At 60.8% G+C, this 14,699-nt stretch carries 9 protein-coding genes; 7 read left to right on the top strand and 2 right to left on the bottom strand.

Features of this window, described 5'->3' with window-relative positions; translation table 11 throughout:
- Window positions 1–4,187, top strand: a 4,187-nt coding sequence (locus tag NPS47_RS24645; RefSeq protein WP_274297342.1) for an immunoglobulin-like domain-containing protein, incomplete at its 5' end; no start/stop codon positions are given.
- 157 nt (window positions 4,188–4,344) lie between these two features.
- Window positions 4,345–4,689, top strand: a complete 345-nt coding sequence (locus NPS47_RS24650) for a tryptophan synthase subunit beta (protein ID WP_274297343.1) — start codon at window positions 4,345–4,347, stop codon at window positions 4,687–4,689.
- A 36-nt stretch (window positions 4,690–4,725) separates the two neighbouring features.
- Here the strand turns inward: NPS47_RS24650 and lapD are convergent, their stop codons facing one another.
- Both lapD and lapG read right to left on the bottom strand, forming a co-directional pair.
- Window positions 4,726–6,672, bottom strand: a complete 1,947-nt coding sequence (gene lapD, locus NPS47_RS24655) for a cyclic di-GMP receptor LapD (RefSeq protein ID WP_274297344.1) — start codon at window positions 6,670–6,672, stop codon at window positions 4,726–4,728.
- A 10-nt stretch (window positions 6,673–6,682) separates the two neighbouring features.
- Window positions 6,683–7,345 carry a cysteine protease LapG gene (lapG, locus tag NPS47_RS24660; RefSeq protein WP_425313554.1) on the bottom strand — a complete coding sequence of 221 codons (663 nt, stop codon included), beginning with the start codon at window positions 7,343–7,345 and terminating at the stop codon, window positions 6,683–6,685.
- A 301-nt stretch (window positions 7,346–7,646) separates the two neighbouring features.
- Between lapG and NPS47_RS24665 the strand changes: the two genes are divergently transcribed.
- From NPS47_RS24665 to NPS47_RS24685, 5 genes are all read left to right on the top strand, one after another.
- Complete coding sequence (locus tag NPS47_RS24665) at window positions 7,647–8,339, top strand: GntR family transcriptional regulator (protein ID WP_274297346.1); 693 nt, start codon at window positions 7,647–7,649, stop codon at window positions 8,337–8,339.
- A gap of 628 nt (window positions 8,340–8,967) precedes the next feature.
- Window positions 8,968–9,744: a DUF3050 domain-containing protein gene (locus NPS47_RS24670; RefSeq protein WP_274297347.1), complete on the top strand. Its 777-nt coding sequence runs from the start codon at window positions 8,968–8,970 to the stop codon at window positions 9,742–9,744.
- Window positions 9,741–10,688 carry a diiron oxygenase gene (locus NPS47_RS24675; protein ID WP_274297348.1) on the top strand — a complete coding sequence of 316 codons (948 nt, stop codon included), beginning with the start codon at window positions 9,741–9,743 and terminating at the stop codon, window positions 10,686–10,688. The genes NPS47_RS24670 and NPS47_RS24675 overlap by 4 nt, the downstream gene beginning before the upstream one ends.
- Window positions 10,685–14,140 carry an amino acid adenylation domain-containing protein gene (locus tag NPS47_RS24680; RefSeq protein WP_274297349.1) on the top strand — a complete coding sequence of 1,152 codons (3,456 nt, stop codon included), beginning with the start codon at window positions 10,685–10,687 and terminating at the stop codon, window positions 14,138–14,140. Before NPS47_RS24675 ends, NPS47_RS24680 begins: the two co-directional genes overlap by 4 nt.
- Window positions 14,141–14,171: 31 nt before the next feature.
- The gene (locus NPS47_RS24685; RefSeq protein WP_274297350.1) at window positions 14,172–14,639 is read left to right on the top strand and encodes an SRPBCC family protein; all 468 of its coding nucleotides are present in this window, start codon (window positions 14,172–14,174) and stop codon (window positions 14,637–14,639) included.
- Window positions 14,640–14,699: the final 60 nt, after the last annotated feature.

Here is a 14,699-nt window from a genome sequence, read left to right on the forward strand (position 1 = left end):
AAGTCACCGACAAGCCGCTGGTGATCAACCTCACCAACGGTCAGCAGATCGTGATTGAGGTGGGTCAAACCACCGGCACCGTGCAGGACATCGCGCCAAACAACGTCCACACCAGCAACCTCGATCTGACCAACAGCATCAAGGATGTCAGCGGCGGTAACTTCGAAGAACTGGTCGCCTCCGGCGAAACCACGATCACCGTCACCGACAGCCCGGACACCCAGAACGAGACCGGTCTGTCCCTGACCGCGACCCCATCGGTCGACGAAGGCGGCAAGATTACCTACACCGCGACCTTGACCAACAAGGCCGGTACCGACATGACCATCAGCCTGGACAATGGCAAGTCCATTACCATCAAGGCGGGCGACACCAGCGGTACGCTCACCGTTGACGCGCCGAAGGACGACGTCTACCTCGATGCGGGCGAAGTGGGTGCGAAGATCACTGGCACCAACGGCGGAGACTTCGAGAGCCTGGTAGTCGACGGTTCGACCGCAGTCACCAAGGTGACCGATACCATCGACACCACCACCCTGAAACTGACGGCCACCCCGTCGGTCGATGAAGGTGGCAAGATCACCTACACCGCCACCCTGAGCAACCCGGCAGGCACCCCGGTTACCGTGACCTTGAGCAACGGCAAGACCATCATCATCGCCGCCGACAAGACTTCCGGCAGCATCACCATTGATGCACCGAGCGATGACGTGTACATCGATGCAGGCGACGTCAGTGCGACCATCACCGGTGCCAACGGTGGCAACTTCGAAAAACTGGAGATCAGCGACAAGCCCGCTGTCACCCACGTGGCCGATACCATCAACACCACCACGGTCGGCATCACCGGCACTACCTCGGTTGCCGAAGGTGAGACCGCCAACTACACCCTGACGCTGTCCAGCAAGGCTGAAACCGACGTCACCATCACGCTGCGCTACACCGGTACCGCCAAAGATGGCTCGGACTTCACCGGCGTGGCCACCGTGACGATTCCGAAAGGCAGCAATACCGGCACCTTCAGTGTGCCGATCCTGCGTGACGGCATCGCCGAAGGCGCTGAGTCCTTCACTGTGCAGATCAGTTCGGCTACCGGGGGCAACTTCGAAAACCTGGTGGTTGGCGACAATGGCAGTGTGAGCACCACCATCGTCAGCAACGAAGCGCCAGTCGCCGCCGGCGGCGCCGTGACCGGCACTGAAGACACCGATCTGGTGCTGACCTGGGCCAACTTCGGCATTACCGATGCCGACACCCCGTCGGCCAATCTGGGCCTGACCATCACCAAACTGCCCGCCGATGGCGTGCTGCAGTACAAGGATGGCAACGTCTGGAAAACCATGACCAAGGCCGATGTCGATGCCGGCAAGACCTTCAGCAAGGCCGACATCGACGCCGGCAAGCTGAAGTTCGTACCGGATCACAACGAGTCGGGCATCAACGCCAACGGCGGTAACGGTGTAGGTGACCAGAAGGCTGACTACGCACAGATCCAGTTCAAGCCAACCGACGGTCAGGGCCTGGGCAACGAATCGACCCTCAAGGTCGATATCACCCCGGTTGCCGACGCACCAGACCTGATCATCGGCAGCAACAACGTCAACTCGATCGGCCTGGTCAAGGAAACCTGGAACAGCCTGAAAGGACTGGGTACCAACGGTAACGGCATCACCGGTGACGCGCTGAAGACCGTCTTCGACAACGCCGGTAGCCCGAACAGCAGCTCGATGGTGACCAACGCCCAGTCCAACGGCAGTGTCAACGGCGGCTCGGGCTCGAAGACTTCCGGCCTGATCTTCCTCGAAGCCGGCAAGACCTACAGCTTCAGTGGTGTCGGTGACGACAGCCTGCTGATCACCATTGGCGGCAAGAACGTGGCGTCGGCCACCTGGGGTGCCGGTGGTGGTATCAGCGGCTCTTTTACGCCGACCATCAGCGGTTACTACACCCTGGATATCTATCATGCCAACCAGAGCGGCCCTGGCAGTTATGACGTCAATCTGTCGGTCAATGGCAGCACGCCGGTTGACCTGAGCAACAGCAATATCCCGATGTACCCGAGCGTCAACGAGCTGACCAACGCTGGCGTTACCGTCGGTGAGCTGCACGGTGATAACGGCGAAGGCTACTACCAGGGCTACAAGCTCAATGAAGGCGCCGAGAACGGCACCGTCAAGCTGGTGGGCATCTCCACCAACCTGACCGACACCGATGGCTCGGAAAAACTCAGCGTCAAGCTGGGCGGTATTCCGGAAGGCTCGATCCTCAGCGATGGCGCCGGCCACACGGTCACCGTCGGCAAGACCGAGGTGGATGTCACGGGCTGGAACCTGAACGGCCTGAGCATCAAGCCGCCGGCCTACTACCATGGCCAGTTCGACGTCACCGTCACCTCGACCGCGACCGAAAAGGCCAATAACGACAGCGCCTCAACCCCGGGCAAGATCACGGTTACCGTTTACCCGGATACCTACCTCCCCGGCAACCTGACGGCAGAGAACGACAACAAGACCCTGGGCACCGAAAACGACATCGTGGTTGCCGACGTCAACGGCCTGCACGTCGTACCAGGACAGGACTACAACCTGGCGTTCATTGTCGATACCTCGGGCAGTATGGAGAAGTCGGGCGTCGACGCGGCGAGAAAATCCCTGGAGTCGGTGTTCAAGACCCTGGCCAATAGCGTCAATGGTGCGCAGTCAGGCACGGTGAACATCCTGCTGGTGGACTTCTCCGAGAAGGTCAACACCACCGTCTCGATCAACCTTGCCGACAAGAACGCGATGGAAACGCTGCAAGCGGCGCTGAACAAGCTCAAGGCCGGCGGTAGTACCAACTACGAAGATGCATTCAAGACCACGGCCAACTGGTTCCAGAATCTCAAGGATGCCGGCAGCACCGGTAGCAACCAGACGTTCTTCATCACCGATGGCGAACCGAACGTGTATCAGCGGGGTGAGAAAACCAACCCGACATTCGCTTACTCCAACTACACGATGGATGATGCACTCAGGGACCTCAAGTACAAACCGGGCGACGTAATCAGAGATTACAAGGTGGGTGATGACAACCGGATCAGCATCGACAAATCCGGGTACCTCACCGCCGAGTATCGCTCTGGCAAGAACTGGTACACCGATTACAACGCCTCTGGAAAGCTTAATGCACAAGGCGATGGCACCTTTGAGCTGTCCTATACGGAATCGGGCTCCTATTGGGCCGGTGTCAACGCCCAAGAGGCATTCCTGCTGCTGGCCAAACACTCGAGTGTCGAAGCGATCGGTCTGAATAACGGCGTCAACGCCAACGCCCTGCGGCCATACGACACTGACGGCAAACCGCAGACCAACATCGACCCGAGCAAACTGGCCGAAGCCATTCTCGGCCATACCGAGGCCACCAAACCGGGTAACGATGCGCTCGCGGGTGGCGATGGCAACGACATTCTGTTCGGTGACCTGGTCAGCTTCGACGGCATCGCCGGCAACGGCGTGGAAGCCATACAGGCTTATGTGGCCGGCAAGCTAGGGGTGAACCTGGGCGATGTCGACGGCCGGATGCTGCATCAGTACATCACCGAGCACGTCAGCGAGTTCGATGTGTCGCGTGCCAATGATGGCGCCGATACCCTACTGGGCGGCGACGGCAATGACATCCTCTTCGGCCAGGGTGGCGACGACTACCTCGATGGCGGCAAGGGCAATGACATTTTGCTCGGTGGTGCCGGCAAGGACACCCTGATCGGTGGTGCGGGCAACGACATCCTTATTGGCGGGGACGGCAACGACACCCTGCTGGGCGATGAGGGCAATGACCTCCTCATCGGCGGCAAAGGCGATGACGTGTTGACCGGTGGCAGTGGCGCCGACACCTTCGTGTGGAAAGCGGGCGACACCGGCAAGGATGTGATCAAGGACTTCAAGCCTGCCGAAGGTGACCGTCTGGACCTGAGCGACCTGCTCCAGGGCGAGAAGGCCAGCACCATCGACAACTTCCTGAAGATCACCACGGTCAATGGCGAGTCGACCCTGCAGGTCAGTTCCGAAGGCAAGCTCAATGCCGCCGGTGGCCTGGCCAACGCCGATGTGACGATCAAGCTGGACGGCGTCAACTGGGCCAACACCACGATCAACTCGCTGGTGAGCGGTGCCGACCCGACCATCAAGATCGATCACTCCAACAGTTGATCCCTGGCCTGCGCCAGCCGCTGTCCGGCTGGCGCAACGCTTCGGACTTTCCCTGTACCGTGTCACAGCGCATACTCGCTGGCCGGGCTACGCGCCCGGCCAGCTTGGCCTATGCTGCTGACTGCGGATACGGACTGCCACTTCAGAGGGATACCCCATGTTCTACGTGCAACGCGATGCACAGGGCCAGTTGGTCCGGGTAGAGGCCGCACCCTACGCCGAGTACACGGAGATGCTGCCGGCCGACCATGCCGAGGTTCAGGAATGGTTTGCCGACGACGTGGTCGAGAACAGCCTCAAACAGCTCAAACAAAGCGACCTGGACATGATCCGGGTGCTTGAAGACTTGATCGAAGTACTGACCACCAAAGGCGTGATCAGTATCACTGACCTGCCGGCCGGTGCTCAGGCCAAGCTGCTCAGCCGTTCGAATGCACGCCAGGTGCTGGGCGGGTTGACCAACCTGATCGATGACAGCGAAGAGAACGGCGGCCTGATCTGAGCCGTGCAGGCCCGTTGCGGGCCTGCAGCTGCTGCCTCACCGCCAGGGTGCCGGCTCGCCCACCAGACGCCCCTGAACGCCCTGAATCCCCATCTCGCGCAATACTTTCAGCTCACCTTCGGTTTCGACCCGCTCGGCAATCAGCGGCAGGTCGATGCTGTGTGCTGCGCGCTGGATCGCTTCGATGAACAGGCGTTTGTGGCGCTCCTGGTCGATCGCGCGAATGTAACTGCCGTCGATCTTCAGGTACGCCAGCCCCAGGTGAGCAAGGTTGCCGATCATGCTGAAGCGTCCGCCAAAGCGTTGCAGGCTCAGGCTGAAACCCAGGGCACGCAAGCGCCGGGTCAATTGTTCGAGCACGGCCTGGTCGGGCAGCTGCTCTTCGCCGAGTTCCAGCGTCAGGCGCGGTCCCAGCGCCGGATGCTGGCCGAGCAGCTCATAAACCCGCTGCAATGCATCAGAGTCGGCCAGGGTGGCTGCCGACAGGTTCAAGGCCAGAGATTCGGTGTGGTTCTGCATGTGCTTGAGGACCTGCTCCAGCATCAGTACATCAAGCCGCGCCGACCAGCCGAAGCGCTCCAGCCAGGGCAGGAAACGTCCGGCGGCAATCGCCTGGCCCTGAGCATCCAGCACCCGCGAAATCACCTTGTAGTGCAACACCTTCTCCGGTGCATCGCTGGCCACCACCGGCTGGAAGAACAGCTGGAAGCGCCCTTGTTGCAGCGCGTCATCGAGCAGTTGGTGCCAGGCATGGTGAGTATCGCCGGCTTGCGGCGCGGTACCTTGCTCAAGGCAAACCCAACCCGGCTCCACCTGGTTTTCGGCGCGGGCCAGGGCTTCGTCTGCCAGCTTGAGCAAAGCCTGAGGTGCATCACCCGGGCTGTAAGGCGCCATGCCGATGCAGGCCACCGGCGTGACGTCGGTGGCGCCGGTGTCGGCCAGGCTCTGCAGGGTCACTTCCAGGGCCTGGGCCAGCTGCACCGCTTCTTCATGCACCAGACCAGGCGCCAGCACGGCGAATTCACCGCCACGGCTACGGGTGATCAGGTTGTTGGTTTCCGGATAGTTGGCGCAGGTGCGCTGCAACTGCTGGCCCACGGCCTGAAGCAACTGATCGGTGCGTTGACCGCCGAGGCGCTGGTTGAGCCCGGCCAGGTCCTTGACCCGCAACAGCAGCAGATAGCCCGGCCGGGCCTCTTCGATGTTGCTGACCTGGGCGTTGAGCTGCATTTCAAAATAACGCCGGTTGGCCAGGCCGGTCAGGCTATCCTGGTAAGACTCGACCCGCAGCTTTTCACTGCGCTCGGCCTGTTCCTTGAACAGCGCCTTGAGCTTCTCGACCATCTGGTTCATGGCCTGTACCACCCGCCGCAGCTCAGGGGTGCTCGGCAGGTCGGGCAGGCTGAGGAACTCGCGGCGGGCAATGGCGTGGGACTGCGCCACCATGTAGTCCAGCGGCTTGAGCTGGCGACGCAGCAACAGCGCACCGAGCACTGCGCTCAAGGCACCACACAACAGCAACCAGCCCAGACTGCCCAAGGCGCTCTGCCAGAGCTTGGCCAGGGCGAACATCGGATGGCTGACCACCTCGACCCGCGCCGCCTGCTGCCAGCCGCGGCTGACAATCGCATCACCGCCAGCGGCCTCAAGGCCGATCAGGCGAATGAACCACGCCGGCACTCCGTTGGCATCAGCCTCGGCGTGACGCTCCACCAGCACGGCATTGGAGCCTAGGTCGATCACCTTGATGCTCGAGTAGTAACCGCTGTCGAAAATCGAACTGACCATCAGCTCGACCATTGCCGGATCGTCGATGTTCGGGGTCAGCGACAGCGCCAACGCCGTGGCCGCATCCTGGGCGTGCGAGCGCAGCTGGTTGACATACTGGCTACGCGAGCTTTCCAGGCTGACCATGAAGCTGCCGCTGAACGCGACTACCAGGAACAGGCAGATGGCAAGCAGCAATTGTTTGAACAGTGACATCTGTGCTCCTTTAGTAAACCGGTTCGGCCGGGAAACCTTCGGCCTGCATCTTTTTCAACAGATCCTGCCAACGCGACAAGCGTTTGGTGTCGCCGACCTTTTTATTGCCCGCAGAGCCGGTCAGCCACAGCCCTTCACCGTTGAAGGAGTAGACCGGTAGCAGGTCGGCACGCTCACTGGCGGGCTTGATCGCGTCCATCAGGCTGTCGAGCACCAGCGGCATGGCATTGGGGCTCGAATAGTAGGTCAGGACCATATGCGCGCGATTCTGGCGCAGCGCCTTGACGTAGGTAATGCGCAGTTTTTCCGCCGGGACCCCCATGCGTCGCAGGCTGAAGTACTTGGCGATAGCATAGTCCTCGCAATCGCCCTGTCCTTTGATCAAGGCCTGTACAGGCGTTGCCCAGTAATCGACCTCACGCCACAGATCGATGTCCTCGACGTAACGCAACTGGCGATTGAAGAACAGATTGACCCGTTTGAGCTGCTCGGTTTCGCTGCCCTGCTTTTCTGTCGCCAGCAGGTTCTGCCAGGCATCGATACGGCCTTGGCCCGCGCCTAACGGCCCGTAGAGCGACTGTGCGCGCCGGCTGATCTGGGAAAAATCCCAATCAGCCTGCAGGCTGCCCAGCAGCAGGCAGCCGAGCACCACGGCAAGGCCCAGCCGACGCATGGTCAAGTGAACAGCCCAACGTATCGCCACTGCGAAAACCTGCGCAGACCTGTGGAAAAGCACCGATGGTGCGGCCTTGCCCATTAAAAGACAATGGCATCTTACTATCACGGCAATATCAGTCGGCCTGCCTGCCGGCAGCCCCCGAACCCAGTACGTCGGCTCGACTTCCCTTGGAGAAAAACTTCATTCACGATAGCAACTACTGCCGCGCCAGCGCGGTTTGACAAGGGCTCCAGCGCTAACTAGGGTGATTGGATCCAATGACCAAAGCCATTCGACAGCAAGGACAAGGTAAAGCGTGACCGAAAAATCCAGACCTTTGAGCGAAATACTGGGCAGCGAGCAAGTGCCGCCGCACCTGGCTCGTAGTGTGATTGAAGAGCGGTTGCGCAGCGCCATCCTCGATGGCCGCCTGCCACCCGGTCGGGCCCTGCGCCAGCAAGAGCTGGCGACCTTGTTCGGGGTCAGCCGCATGCCGGTGCGCGAAGCGCTGCGCCAGCTTGAAGCGCAATCGCTGCTGCAGGTAGTGGCCCACAAAGGCGCCGTGGTCGCACCGCTGATCGGGGAAGACGCCGTGGACACCTACGCGCTGCGCGTGATTCTGGAATCCGAAGCACTGCGTCAGTCGATCCCGCTGCTCGATGCCGATGATATCGCCCTCGCCCGCAGCTACATCAGCCAGCTGGAAAACGAAACCCAGCATGCGGAAATCGGGCGCCTGAACCGTCTGTTTCACATGAGTCTGTACAGCAAGGCTTCGAACAAGAAGCTGTTGCACCTGATTGAAACCGAGCTCAACGAAGAAGAACGCTTCCTGCGCTTTCACCTGTCCTCGATGGGCCTGGGCAAACTCACCCAGGACGACCACAACGCCCTGGTCGATGCGGCCAACGACAAGTCGGTCGATGACGCCATCAGGGTGCTTGAGCGCCACCTGAACACCGCAGCGAAAACCATAAAAGCCTACCTGAACAGTCGACCGGTAGAGTGATCCCGAGCCTCTGAGCTACGCTTGGGCGGCCATCATCCCGGTGTGATGGCCGCCCCGACCTTCTGTGTTTCCCCCTCTCCTGCAGCCAGACATGGCAGCGTCCGCGTTTTCGGCACACTCTAGTTCCGCAGCGACTGCTGATCGCCCTCCAGGCGGACCAGGTCGGCTGCTCGTCGAAAACCCGCACAAGGAGCCAGTCGCCGGGCAAGGACCGATATCGATCAGCTGCCCACCGAACCCATATCCCACTAGCCCTGCCCCAGTAGTGCTCCGAGCGAGGCATTCGCTCATGCAGTTTTAATTCTGACTTTTAATTGTCGGAAGGAGCACTTACATGCCAATAAAACCTTCGCGAAGTGTTTTATACAACCAACTTATATTTAAAAATATTCAGCTGGAAATATAATCACAAAATGTATTGCGCCAAACTTGAAAGTTGTTCTAACTTTTTAATTGCCAGCCACCCGTGAGCCGCAACTTGCTCGCACCGCCCTATAAGCCCAAGCCTTCACGGGTCCTGACAAAAAGCCTGAAGCATTTTTTCGACTTTGCAATCGAGGCACTCGCTCGTCGCGAAATAGATAAAAACGCTTTATCGCCAATCACTAAGTGCTGATGAGGGAACATAATGACCACCTTTAAATCGACCCTGGCGCAATACAAACAGCAACTTGCCAATCATCCGATTTTTGCCGAGATCCACTCACTGCCGATACTTCAACGGTTCATGGAAACCCATGTGTTTGCCGTCTGGGACTTCATGTCACTGACCAAGCGCCTGCAACAGGAACTGACCTGCATTCAGCTGCCCTGGCTCCCCCCGCAAGATCCGCAAGCCGCACGCCTGATCAATGAGATCGTGCTGGGTGAAGAGTCTGATGAGTGCCTCGGTCAGGGTCACTACAGCCACTTCGAGCTGTACCTGGACGCCATGCGTGAAGTGGGCGCCAGCACCCGAGCCATCGAACGTTTCGTCGGCCTGCAACGTGAAGGCATCGGCTACGCCAGCGCCTTGCAACAGGCCGAAGCCAGCGATGCCGCCCGGCAGTTTGTCTGCCATACCCTCGACATTGCCCTCAATGCTCCGGCGCACAGCGTTGCCGCAGCGTTCCTGCACGGGCGGGAAAGCGTCATCCCGGGGATGTTCCAGCGCATCCTCGATGACTGGGGTATCACGGGCGAACAGGCACCGACTTTCCGCTACTACCTGCAACGGCATATCGACGTGGATGCCGAAGACCACGGCCCGGCCGCCGAGCAATTGCTCGCCCGCCTGGTCCAGCACGATCCGCAACGTGAGCAGCAGGTTTACCAGGCGGCCATCGCAGCGGTGCAAAGCCGTATTGCCCTGTGGGATCACCTGCGCCTGTCGATGCGCACGCCCCAGGTCGAGGTCAGCGTATGAACGCCGCTGACTATCGGTCCTTCGCCGAGACCTGGGAGAACCGGGCAAGCATCCGCACGCGGCCCAGGCGTATGGTCGAAGATGATCAGCGCCTGATCTACCCGCTCAGCCGCCAGCCGCTGGTGCTGACCGCGAGCTTTTTGCGTGAATGTCCGCAGTTGCGCGACCTGGCCCTGGTGCAGAGCCTCTACAAGTTCATCAACGACGTGGTGATTTTCGAAACCGAGATCGTTGATCGCACCGCCCGGCGAATCGCCAAGGACCGTTTCGCCATCCGCTTTCCCTTTGCCTGCCGCTACGACGCAATGACCGTGGTGGTCGACGAGGACTACCACGCCTTGGTGGCGATGGACTTCATGCAGCAGACCATCGCCCTGACCGGCATCGAGCCGATCAGCCTGCCCACGCAAATCGAGCTCAGCCGCGCCATCCCGGCGGCACTGGCCCTGGCACCCGCCCACCTGCGCGATGCCCTGGAGCTGATCTGTGTCGGCATTGCCGAAAACACCCTGACCGACGACGTTGCCGCCTTCGCCCGCGATGACACGGTAAAGCCCTCGGTCAAAGGGCTGATGGCCGACCACCTGCTCGACGAAGGGCGGCACTCGATGTTCTGGGCGCATCTGACACGGATCTTCTGGCAAAGCGCCGCAGAGCCGGATCGCCAGTGCATCGCCGACATCCTCCCGGTGTTTCTCGAGCAGTACCTGACCAACGAGATCCAGAAAGCCTTCGACTTCACCCTGATCGATCACCTGCCCGTAGCCCCTTCGGTACACCAGGCGCTACGTGAGGAAGTGCTCGCCATGACCTACCCAATCAATCACCAACATCCGCTGCTGGGCAACATCCTGGGCTTTCTACACAACAGCGCCCTGCTCGATTCACCTTGCGTGCAACGCGCACTGGCGCACTACCTGCCCGCGCCAAGGAGGGATTCATGAGACGTCTGGAAATACTGTTGATCGGCACCAGTCCGGCGCTGAGTAACGTCTGCCAAGCACTTGAGCAGCATGGCCATGGCGTGACCCTGGCCAGCACTGCCGAGGCGCTGCAACTGCACACAGGACAACCTGAACTGATCATCGAAGATGGCAGCCTGAAGCTTGATGCAGCAGCCTGGTGCAACCTGCCTTCGTGCGCGCTGCTGAGTCTGCGCCTGGGTGTCACCCGGCTGCCCGATCATGACCTGCCGCAGCTCGAACTACTGGGCTGGACCGGCCGCGCAACCACCCGGCGCCTGATCGAACGCCAGGCACTGACGGCCGATCCGGCGGGCAACGGCCAGCAGTTACGCTTGCAAGCGATGGACGCCCTGCAGGAGCTGGTCGCCCTGCAAGTCAGCCGCTTCGCCCGTAACCCTGAACATTTGCACCAGGCCCCGACCCTCCATTCAGGGCCTCATGACCACGAGCACAGCCTGGACTGGCTGGAACCACTGGCGTTGTTTCACCGCTTCAACCAGACCACGGACCCGGCGCTGTTGCACCACGCCGAAATCTTGCTGATCGAGCAGCTGGACCACAGTCTGCGTCAGCATGGGCATAGACCGGCACTGAACCTGGATGGCCAGCGCATTGCTTACCGGCAGTTGCACGCTCAGGCTTCGGCCATTCAGCGGCAACTGTTACACATACTGCCTGCCCTTGCTGACCCACAAAGCAACAGCGTGATTGGTGTCTGCCTGGGCAAAACGTCAGCGCTGTATGCCAGCCTGCTCGCCGTCCTTGGCTGCGCCGCGGTGTACCTGCCAATGGACCCAAGCCAACCGGCGCAACGCCTGCGGCATATCTTGCGTGACGCCGGGGCGAGCGCGCTGCTGCATGATGGCCAGATCGATGCTGACGACCCGGATCTGCCGACGCTGAATGTGCGGCGGTTGCCGTTCGCCGTGGAAGGCTCGCCAGCGGCGTTGATGCTTCAGCGCCCGGCCATGGACGCTCCCTGCGCGGCGATCTACACCTCGGGCACCTCAGGCCAGCCCAAGGGCGTACTGCTGAGCCAGCGCAACCTCAGTCACTTCCAGGCCTGGTACAGCGCCCATGTGCAGCTCCAGGCGCACAGTCGGGTGCTGCAATTCTCGACCATCGGCTTCGATGCCTCGCTGCTGGATATTCTGCCCACATTGATGTGCGGTGCCGAGCTGGTAGTGCCCAGTGAAGACCAGCGACGCGACCCTCAGCAACTGCTGAGGCTAATGCGCCAGCAGCAAGTCAGCCATGCCTTTCTGCCGCCCGCATTGCTGAGCATCCTGCCACTCGACCAGCCTCTGGGCCTGAGTCACTTGATCACCGGTGGCGATGTTTGCGAACCGGCGGTGATCGCCCGACTGGCCGGCCAGTGTCAGTTGCACAACATCTACGGGCCGACCGAAACCACGGTGCTGGCTACCACCCGGGTGTTCCAGGCTGGCGACAATCCGCGCAACCTCGGGCGTCCCATCGCCAACACCCGCGTGTTGATCCTTGATCAGGAGCTGCAACCCGTCGCCGAGCAACAACCCGGCGAACTGTACATCGACGGCCCCGGCGTCGGCCTCGGCTACCTGAACAACCCCGCCTTGAGTGACGAACGCTTCGTGCAACTGACATTGGCCGACGGCAGCAACCGGCGTCTGTACCGCACCGGCGACATCGGCAAGTGGACCGATGCTGGCATCGAACTGTGTGGCCGGCGTGACAACCAGGTGAAAATCCGTGGCTTTCGCGTCGAACCGGAAGAGATCGAGCATTGCTTGCGCGGCAGTGGGTTATTCCGCCAGCTGGCGGTTGTCATCGATGATCAGCGTCGAATACAGGTGTTCGCCGCACAGCCCGAGCCTGAGGCGAATGAAGTCGCCTTGCGCGAGTATGCCGAGCATCACCTGCCCGACTACATGCGTCCGGTTTTCTACCAGTTGCTGACGCAGATGCCCTACACCGCCAACGGCAAGGTAGATCGCCAGGCACTGCTTGGGCTGCCCAAAGAGCGGCTACAGCCGCAACGGCGCCTGAACCCGGGCAACCCTACAGAAACACGGCTGCGGGCCCTGTGGAGCGAGCTGCTGGGCTTGTCCGAGGTGGAAATCGCCATCGACGACAGCTTTTTCAATCTGGGTGGTCATTCGATCCTGTTGTCCCGCCTGCTGCTGGCGGTGCGCGAGCAGTTCGGCTGCGGTATCCCGATCAACCGCTTTATCGAGAGGCCGACCTTGCAACGCCTTGCGCAGCTGGTCAGCCCCGAGGCATCGATCAGCAATGCTCTCGATCCTCAGGTCGAACGCGATGTCTGCCGAGATCTGCAACTAAGCATCCGGCCAGTCGCGCAACTGGGCGATGTGCACAAGGTGATCGTCACCGGTGCCAACAGCTTTCTCGGTGTGCACCTGGTCGAAGCCTTGCTGCAATGGGGGGCCAGTGAAGTGGCCTGCCTGGTCCGGCGCACTGAGCAGCAATCGGCCCATGAGCGCTTCCTGCAGGCCCTGGAGGACAACCGTCTAGGTGCTCTGGATCTGGGTCGGGTGAAGGTATTCGACGCTGACCTGCGCCTGCCGCAACTGGGCCTGAGCGACAGCGATTACCACTACCTCGACAGCCAGTACGGTGCGCTGCTGCACAACGCGGCGCAGGTCAATCATGTACTCGACTACCAGACCCTGGCTGCCGACAACATCGAACCGCTGTTCGAGTGCCTGCGCCTGTGCGAAGGCCGGCGCAAGAAGATCTTCAACTTTATCTCGACCTTGTCGGCCTGCAGCGCCATCGACAGCGATGGCCAGGTACTGGAACAAGAGCCGGCGCAATCGCCGCCGATCTATCTACGCAACGGTTACAACCTGAGCAAGTGGGTCGGCGAACGCATACTTCAGCGCGCTCGTGCCGAGGGCGTGTGGGTCAACCTGTATCGTCCCGGGAACATCAGCTTCAACAGCCGTACCGGCGTCTGCCAACCGCAGCGCAACCGTCTGATGTTGATGCTCAAGGGTTCCCTGCAACTGGGCCAGGTGCCGGCGCTGGAGCTGAACTTCGACCTGATGCCGGTGGACTTCCTCGCACGTTTCATCGCCTTCCACAGCAGCCGCTACCAGGCCGGGCACGCCGTGTTCAACCTGCACAACCCGGAACCCCTCGGCTGGTGCGACTACGTAGAGGCATTTCGCAACCCCAAGCGCCCTTTTGAACTGGTGAGTGTGGCGCAGTGGCAAAGCCAGCTAAGGCGAGTCGATCGGAACAACGCGTTGTTCGATGTACTGGGCTTTTACCTCGACGGCTTCGGCGAGGACATCGGCGACATCTCCAACATCCAGCACAGCAACGCCCGTCTCGGTGTTGAGCGCATGGGCGCGCGCTATCCGGCCAAGACGCCAGAACTGCTGCAGCGCGGCTGCCAGTACCTGCGCGACATCCGTTTCATCTGACCCTCTTCAACCCACGCAGGAGATCCACAGCATGCACGTACTTCAACCCGATACCCTGATCCACAACCCACACGGCTGCCAGGTGGTTGCCAGCGTCGAGATCGCCGCGGACGCTGCCAGCGTCTGGAACATCGTCGGCAACTTTGCCGGCTTCCCGGTATTCATCCCGGCGCTTGCACACATTGAAATGACCGGCAGCGGCGTTCGCTCGGTGCGCAAGAAGCTGTTCAAGGACGGCAACGTGGTCATCGAGCAGCTCAATGCCCGCGACGAGCAGGCCATGTACATGACCTGGAGCCTGATCTACACCAGCCTTAACATCGGCAATCTGTGGGCGGCCATGCAGGTCGAGGCACTGGATGAACGACGCGCTCGTGCCACGTGGACCATTCAGGCTGAGCCTTACACTGGTGGTAATGATGCTCTGCCGGCGTTTCAGGCGTTTCTCCAGGGCTTTGCCGATGACGCGATGAACAACGTGCGCAATCTGCTGAACTGAAGCTGTAGGCCAGAAAAGACAAAACCCCTGTCTGCAGTGCAGACAGGGGTTCTGGAATTG

This window comes from Pseudomonas putida (assembly GCF_028682475.1).
GTDB classification, from domain to species: domain Bacteria; phylum Pseudomonadota; class Gammaproteobacteria; order Pseudomonadales; family Pseudomonadaceae; genus Aquipseudomonas; species Aquipseudomonas putida_AG.